Below are 8844 nucleotides of genomic sequence, written 5' to 3'. Positions count from 1 at the left end.
GTCTTGTCGTTGTTGTCGTCGGTGGAGTCTTCGGCCAGCAGCCGATCGTTGGCGTCGTAGGTGTAATCGACGGTCTCGTCGCCACCGGTGCTGGTGTAGCCGTCGCTGCCGGCGTCCTTGACGAGCTGGGTCCGGTTGCTGGAGAGGTCGAACCGGTATTCGGTGGTGTAGTCGCGGGACGGGTCGGTGCTGCTGGCGAGGGTCTCCTTGGTTAGGCGGTTGAGCCCGTCGTACGCGTAGGTAAAGACCTGCTGGAGCGCACCGATGGTCTCCGTCGAGGACGAGCGGTTGCCCGCGGCGTCGTAGGTGTACACAAACCGGGCGACCAAGGACTCGGTCGGTCCGGGTTCGTAAATGCCGTCGCCGTCGTCTCCGGTGAAGTGGACGATGTCGGTCAGCCGGCCCAGAGCGTCGTACTGGTGGTCTTTGGTCACGCCGTTGGGACCGACCTCATAGTCGGTCTGGCCCAGCGCGTCGTAGACGTAGGTGGTGATCTCGCCGCCGGCGGTAAGGTTAGCGGTGGTGTTGAAGCGTTCGGTCACGGCAACGGTTGTCAGCCGGCCAAGGTCGTCGTAGCCGTACTCGGTGCGGGTGGACTCGGTGTGGGTCGCGTCGAGGCGGCCGGTTGTATCGTCGTATTCGTAGTTGATCGTGCCAACAGGGGTCGCTCTGACCGCAAGACGACCGTTAGCATCGTAAGTGTGGGTTGTGGTGCCGAGGCCCTGGTTGCCGGTGTCTTCGATCTCTTTCACGCGACCAAGCGCGTCGTAGGTGATCTCGACGCGGCGCTGTTCCACGCCGTTTGCATCGGTGTATACCGCCAGATATTGCCGACCAAAGTCGTCATATCCGAACGTAACCGTGTTGCCCTCGAAGTCGGTGGCGGTTTCCTGTAGACCGTCGTGGATGCCGCTTGTGATGTAGGTGGACGATTCCGTGAAGCCGGCACCGAGTTCTTCGGGTTGCCCAAGCGGCAGGGTTCGGCTGGTCTGCCGGCCTTGCGCGTCGTAGCCGAATGTCGTGGTCCGCTCTTGAGGGTCCGTAATTTCGGTCTGACGGCCGAAGGCGTCGTAGCCGTAGGCGTAATGAGGGCGGACGGTCTGGTTGAAGGTATTGGAGTTGGGGTCGGCGTCGATGACGCCGGGCAGGGTGACGCCTGTGAGTCGTCCGGCGTCGTCGAAGTGGTAATCGGTGCGGCGGCGGAGCGGGTCGATCTCGGCGGAGCGTCGGCCCAAGGCGTCGTACACGGTTTCGGCGGTGAGGTCGCCGGTCTGGGCGTCGCCGTGTTGGGTGGTGTGGGTGACGCGGCCGAGCTTGTCGTGCGTGAAGGAAGCGCGGCGGCGGACCGAGCTTGACGCGTCCTCTTGGGCGATGGTGTCGCGGAGCCGGTATTGCTGGTAGGACTCGCCGTCCGGGTCGCCGGTGATTTCCTCAAAGAAGGCGGCGAAGCCGGGGCGGCCGACGGCATCGATGGCGATCCCGGTGATGCTTTCGAGCTGCCGGCCGGCCTTGTCGTAATGGGTTGCGGAGAGGGTGCGGCGGATGACTTCGGTGTTGGGGTCGCCGTCGAGATCGACTTCCGGCCCCAGCACGCCGATCTGCCGGCCCGCGGGGTCGTAGTAGTAGTCGGTGCGGACGCCGTCCGGGTTAGATGCCGTGATTTGGCTGACCGTGGTTTCGACGCGGCCTTGACCGTCGTAGGTCGTCGTGGACCAGGAGAGCTTGGTGCCGGCGGCGTAGGTGTTTTCGTCGCCGTCGATGGTGTTGTCGTCCCACCCTGCTTCGTAGAACGAGCCGACGGCGGCGACCGTGATTTCGGAGTTGGCGATGCGCCGGGTCTCGACCACGCGGCCCGCGTCGTCGTAGATCGTGTGGGTCAGCCGGAGGAACGACCGATCACTCACGGCGTTGCTCTCGTCGGTCGGGTCGAGGTAATCGCCGTTTTGGTCGATCAAGAACGGGTCGGTGGTGGCCACCGCGCGGCCGTTGTCGTCGTAGAACGTCCGCGTGACGATCCAAGCGTCGATGCCGATGCTTTCGGACGTTTCCGTCTGGGTGCGGGTCTCGACGACGTTGCCGCGGCTGTCGTATCGCGTGTGTGTCTCGCGTCCGAATTGATCGGTCGCTTGGGATACCCGGCCTTGGTTGTCGTACGTGGTGCCGGCCGACCAATCGGCGGTATGGCCGATGAGCGCAGACCGCACGGCGTCGCCGTCGCTGGATTCGTACGCGCCCGCAAGGGTGTGTTGCGCCGTGGAAAGCGAGCGGCCTTCTTCGTCGTAGGCCGTGACGTTGACGAGGGTTTTCTGGGAATTCGAATCCTGCGGGTCGGTCCAGACGTGCCAGGCGTGGGTTTGGTTGCCTTCTTCGTCGTACGCGAAGTAGCGGGTCACCGGAGCTTGGTTACCCGAGTCGCCGCCTGCGTCCACCTCCGTGGTCTGAATCAGCCGGCCGTGGTTGTCGTAGCTGAACGTGCCGCTCTCGATGCGTCGGTTCGCGTCGTCGTACCGGTAGATCGTCCGCAGGTTGCCCTGCGTGTTGTAGACGTATTCCGTTTTGTTGCCTTCGCTATCGATGGTCGAGCGTAAACGGCCCTGCTTGTCGTATTCGTTGACGGTTTGGTTGCCCAGCGGGCCGATGATCAGCCGTGGGCTGCCGGTGGGGTGATAATCCTTGAACCGGGTCATGTTGCCCAGGGCGTCCACGGTTTCGGAGACCCGCCCCTCGCTGTCGTATTTGGTGGTCGAGAGCGTGGCCGACGGCTTGGGCGCGGTTTCGGCGGCGGCCAGGCTGACCGCTTCAAAAGGCTCATACGCCGCGGTCCGGTTGCCGTCCTCGTCGAAATCAAAGTGAGACACCAAGTACCGGCCCAGCGAGATCTGCTGGATTTGGCGGACGACGTTGCCTCGGTCGTCCCGGATAACTTCCGTGACCGCACCTAAATCGTCCGTCACGACTTCGCCACGCCCGAAGCTGGAGGTGTTCGTGTACTCGAAGCCCGCCTGGGCCCCCGAGGCGTCCACGATCTTCGAGACTCGTCCGTCCGAGTCGAAGCCGATCTGCATCACGGGGCTGCCGCCGGCCGCGATATCCGCGGCGATCTGTGCGTCGGTCGCGTCGGGGTCGGGCAACCGATCCGGATACTGGACGATCGAAGTAAGGATGTGGTCCAGCTCGATCGCGGTGGTTCCGGGCAACAACTCGTCGTACTTCATCGAGGTGAGTCGGCCGGACCGGTCCAGCACCCATGCGAGGTTCCCTTCCGTGTCGTACCCGTATCGCACGCTTTCACGCTCGGCTTCGAGCTCTTCGTCGCGGTAGACCTCCAGGATGCGTCCTTGGGCGTCGCGTTCGATCACCAGCGTCTCGATGGTCTGCCCCCCCCGCTTGGCCACGATCGAGGTGTCGCTGAACGAGACGGCATTGCCGTCGGGATCCTGGACCGAGAGGAGCTCGAGCGTGGACGAGTCGTAGATGTATTTTGTGCCGTCCGGACGCGTGAGCCGGTAATCGAGCCCCTGGCCTTCGGGGGTGAACGACTGGGCGAACTCGCTGCCCGCCGCGGAACCGCCGGACCGACGGAACGCGCCCGTCTCTTCGTCGTAGACCACGGTCGCGCTGTTGAAGCTGTCGGTGGCGATTTCGCCGTCGAGTTCACGCTGGAGATAGAACGGGTACTTGAATCGCTCCTGGCTGGCCGCGAAGTCGAGGCGGCTGCCGTCTTGGCCGGGGGCCGGCATAAACGCCACCGCGTGGATCGAGCTGTTGGCCACCAAGCCGCCCGCCACGCCCGCCGGGCCGTTCCCGGTCACCGGTTCCACTGCGATCGCCCGGAAGGACTGCTTTTCCCCGCCCGGTAGGGTCAACGTGACCTCCGTTCCCTGCCGCCACGTCGGCCCGTAAGCGGGACCGCTGAATAAGCCGGTGGTGTCGTCCCGCCAGGCACTTTCCAGAAGATTCGTCACTTCGGCGTGCCCGGTGATCAAATCCAAGGACCAGCCGTGACCAAAGTCCAAGCTTTCGGGCGCGTTCAACGTGTCGTAGGTGCGCTGTACCGTAATGGGCACCCCGGCCACCGGGATGGTGATGTCCGTGAAGCCGAGATTGAAGTTGCCGACCTTCACGCCGTTGAGCGATTCGATCCGAACGTCCACGGCGTCTTGGCTCGTCTTGCCCGCCTGGTCCGTCACCGTCAGGACGAGCCGGTAAGCGCCGTCCGGTCGGCTCAACGGATCGATCGAAGCGATCGCCCAGTCATCGTCTTGCGGGACATCCTGCCCGTCGAACAGCGGGATGACGCGGTCATCGGCGACCGACTCGAGGGCCAGCGTCACGCGCTTAAGCGGCAATTGCCCAGGGCCCGGATCCGTCACGCTGACCCGTACGTCGATCGCCTCGCTTAAAACTTGCCCGGTTCGAATGTTCTTAATGCTCGCCCGCGGCACCGATGTATCCGCTTCCGAAAGACGAACGATCTTGGTTTCTTCTTCTTCGTTGCCGTCTACGTTCACCGCCACCGCCGTCGCCGTGAAAATCGCACCGACCGCCCCCTCGAACACGTAGCTGGCGACCCCTTGCGCATCGGGCAGCAACCGCGCGATCTGTACGTCGTTCGCGTCTTTGAGGATCAGTTCCGTAGACACGATGCCCACCTCATCGTCGGCCACCACCGTGAAGAACACCCTCTGGCCCGGCTGCGGGAAGGACCGGTCGACCTGCAACTCCACGGTGGGAATGGAACCTTCCACCAAAAACACGTCGAAGGTGCGGACGGCGTACGCGCCCGGCTGACCGTTGCCGCGGACTTCTTCGGCGCGGACCGTGAATGAGAAAACGCTGCCGGCATTGGCGGCGGCGTTGGGGGTCCAAGTCACCTTGCCGGTGTTCGGATCGATATCCGCGGTCCCGTTCGTGCTCAACGACGCCGCATCGACGAACGAGAAGCTCAAGTCGTCGCCGTTGGGATCGGTGGCCGGGACGTCGAAAGTCCAGGTGCCGTCCTTCGAGGCGCGCAGGCCCGAAGCCGGTTCGATGCGCGGGGCCAGGTTCCGCTTGAGTTGCGGGCTTGTTTTGAGCTCGATGATCTCGGTGTCGGTGCCCCCGTACGGGTCGCGGACCTCGATGGTCGCGGTCTGAACCCGGGTCAACTCGTCGTCGCTGGGGTGCCAAACAAACAGCCCCGAGATCGGATCGATGCTGGCCGTATCCGGTCCCTCCAAGATCGACCACGTCAACGCGTCGCCGTCGGGATCAGTCGCCCGCGGCGCATACACCAGCGGTTCGTCATAACTCGCGGCAGAACCGACCGAGGAAGAGTTGATCGTCGGAAGCCGGTTACCACCGCGCGAAGCAGTCACCTTGACCGTTAATGGGGTGAAAAGAGTGCTGCCGTCATCGGACACGAAGAGCCCGGTGATGAGCGTCTTCTCCGAATGCAGATCGTTCGGATTGAGTGGGCTCTTCTGAAGGAACGAGGCGGGGGGCGTCCACGAAACCCAGCCCTCGTTCACGCCCTGCTCAAAGACAACCCGACCGTCCACGTTTGGGTTGCTAAACGAGCCGAATGTAGGTGTGCCCGACTGAGGATCCGCATCTACGTATCGGAAGCGGCCCACCCAGGTCTCTCCCAGCGCGATCTCGGCGGGGCCCGTCACCGTGAGACTGGCCTGAACGCCACTCGGCAGTAGGTCCACGAACACCGTGTGAAGCGATTCGTTGCCGTCGCTATCACGGACAATAAAGGAGGCTGTGCGGATTGGTTGATCGGAATCGAAACTTCCTGGATCAATCGTAAGCGTCACGTCCTGTGGACCGGCTGGGCCCGAGGGCAAAGCCGTCTGCGTAAACACCGCGACATCGGGATCTAGCGACTCCAAGGTGAGGGCTTGGCCTTCAAAATCTTGAACCTGGAATGTGACATTTCGCGCAGACCCGAAAACACTCTGGATGCGCGTCGGGGCACCTATGATCACGGGTGGGTTGGCCGTGATCACGGGCAACGTCACGTTCTTTTCGGTGTACGCCGTCGGATCCGACGCTTCCGCCACCTGGATCGTGAACACGTGATAGCCGGCCACGGGGTTGTCCCACGCGACTTGTCCGCTCGATCCGTCGATGGTCACGCCCGAGGGCGGCGCACCCGGCCCTGAAGACACCGGGAAGCTGTAAACCAAGCCGGTGCTCTCTTCGTTCAAGCTGGCGGCTTCGACGGCGTAGCTCCACGCGCGTCCGGGCACCGCGGGTGCGGCGATCTCGTTCTGGATCACGGGGGCCAGCAGCCCTTCCGCTTCAGAGGACGGTTCTCGCACCGTCACCTGGAAGGTCTGGGTGGTGAGCGCAGGGGGGCTCGTCACGTCGCCCCCAAATTCGGGCCCCTTGCCCTGGTCGGCTACTTTGACACGGATCGTGTAGGTGCCTTCCGCGTCTGGGGTCCAGTTCACCAGGCCACCGGAAGAGATGCCGACTCCCAACGCCGCGGTCGACACGTCGAGGCTGTAGTCGAGGTTGCCGCCGTCTTCGGCGTCCGATGCAATCACCTGATAGTCCCAGCCATGTCCCACGAAAAGATCGATTTCGGTCGGCGTCGAGGTGATCTGCGGCGAAGCGTGACGCCCCACCGTCACCCAAAACTCGGCGGTGGTGATGCCGCCACGGCCGTCGTCCACGGCGACCACAAACTGATGGGCGGTGTTGTTTAGCTGCGAAGGCGGCGTCCAGCGGACCACGCCATCGGTGTCGATCGTCGGGTCGGTCCCCGGCAGGCCGTAGATCGGCGCTTTCAGGAATGAGTATGTCAACTCGTCGCCGTTCGGGTCGGTTGCGTCGAGCGTGAGTTGCCATTCAGATCCAGCAACGGCCACACCGATGGGCGGCAAGGTGACGATCGGTTTGGCGTTCGGCGCGGTGACGGTTACCGAAAACTGCTGGATATCACGTCCCCCAAAACCATCTTCAACGAGAAGAGAAACGTCGTGAGAGCCGATTTGATCTCCTGTGGGCACCCATGAAATCAAACCCGCCGCCCCATCAATCACCATGCCTTCCGGACCAGTTAGTATCGCAAACACGTGCGTCTGATCCACGTTGATGTCTGTTGCGATAGCGTCATATACATAGCGATCTCCAACAACACCTCGTGTCACCGGCAAAGACTCGATTGTCGGATCAAAGTTTGCAGGCAATGAAACCAAGCCGTCGGCCAAGTGGTACGTATTGTTCGCCTCATTGCATTCGTTGATGTACCCGTAGACAGATATGGGAACAGGAGCATCCAACCCCTCCGCATCCCAGTCCGCCACGATCCAAAGGTGGTCTTCGGGGACCAATAGCCCTTCGGTTTCGAAGGTCACGTCTTCGAATTGGCCGTGGCCCAATGTGGTTGTTGTCTCGACCACGCCGAGCTGCTGACCTACCGCACTTCGATCGAATGCGCCGGTGGCTGGGTCATGAGCAAAAAAAGCTACCTTGACGCCAGGTTCTACCGCCCGGCTCCCCGCATTCCCGATGCGCACTGTGTAGCGCCCATTTCCCGCGTACTCGGACACTCGCACGTAAGAGGCAATCAGATCTGGGCTTACACCTTCAGTTTGATTTGATCCTAAAAATGCGTTTTCCCTGTAGGTGTTGTGGGTCAACCAACTCGGCGACTCGATGCTCGGAACGGTCAAATCGTCATTGATATTCGTTACGTGGTAGGTGTCCTGATTCCAGATTGGGCGAGTATTTGACCAACTCGGCTCATCTGCAATGTAGATTCCGCCATTCAAGCCATCTGAGTCGGCGCTGTGCCCCACGGACCATCCATAAGCAGAAAATACGATCTCGGCATCACCGTCCGCATCGACGTCCGCGACAACCGGAGCCTCTGCATTTGTTGAATGATCTCTTGCAAAGGCCCACCGGACATCGAGTTGGTCTTTATACGGGTCAATCGGCGCTGAGAGAATGTAAAGGTTGTGATCATCTCCGTAAACAAGTTCAGTCCGACCGTCGGCATCGAAATCAAATGCCGATGCGCCAATAACTCCGCTTCCGTCTACCGGCAATGTCCATTTAACTTCCCCGTTAATCCCATCAAAAACTGCAAAAACCGACCGATCGGCTAGCGCAATCTCAACATTTCCGTCTCCATCAAGATCCGCAACGACTGGCGGTCCTGGAGTATTTGGGATTGTCGGCTCAATATCAGGTATCTGGGTATGCCATACCAAGTCTCCACTGGAGGCTTTAACCGCTATGACGAAAGAGTTGCTTTGGCCCCCACTAACAAAAACAATTTCAGCATCTCCGTCACCATTGATGTCTGCGACCGCCGGTGGGCCTTGAGTCACGGCGCCAAGATAAGTCTGATCCCAGACAATATGACCGCTACTCGTAAGAACCGATCCGCCAAGAATGATTTCCTGCCCTTCACTGCCAGGCAGTCCAAACGCTACCTCAGCTATAGCGGGAAAACTCGGTCCCAAAAACCCCGATGCTCTTTCATGAAAAGTTACGACCGTTGGGTCGCTAGGGTTGGTCGGAATATCTGGCTGATCCTTTTTTACTAGAGACTTGACGCCGGACTCGGAATCGACAAATACATCAAATACGTCGAATCCCACAAGAACTTCTGCGTCGTTGTCCGCGTCTAAATTACCAATAGATACAATCGGCGCGTTGTTGGTGGACCCACCATGACTCCATATTCTTTGGTCACTCAAAGTCTCGTACAAGGTATTATCTTTATACTCCAACATTAAGAGGCGGCTGTCGGCGGCCCGACCGGCAAAGACTTCGATGCTCCCATCCCCGTCAACATCTGCAGCCGCCAAGCCGGCAGCTGAGATGACTTCAATCGTACTT

1 protein-coding gene is annotated in these 8844 nt (G+C 61.1%); it reads right to left on the bottom strand.

Annotated elements, in window-relative coordinates; all coding sequences use genetic code 11:
• The coding region (locus AAGD32_17895) for a putative Ig domain-containing protein (GenBank protein MEM8876121.1) at window positions 1–8844 on the bottom strand (8844 nt) is incomplete at both ends.

It is taken from the genome of Planctomycetota bacterium, assembly GCA_039182125.1.
In the GTDB taxonomy this organism is placed as follows: Bacteria; Planctomycetota; Phycisphaerae; order Tepidisphaerales; family Tepidisphaeraceae; genus JBCDCH01.
Note: the sequence above shows the minus strand (reverse complement) of the source record. Positions and strands in the feature narration are given on the sequence as shown.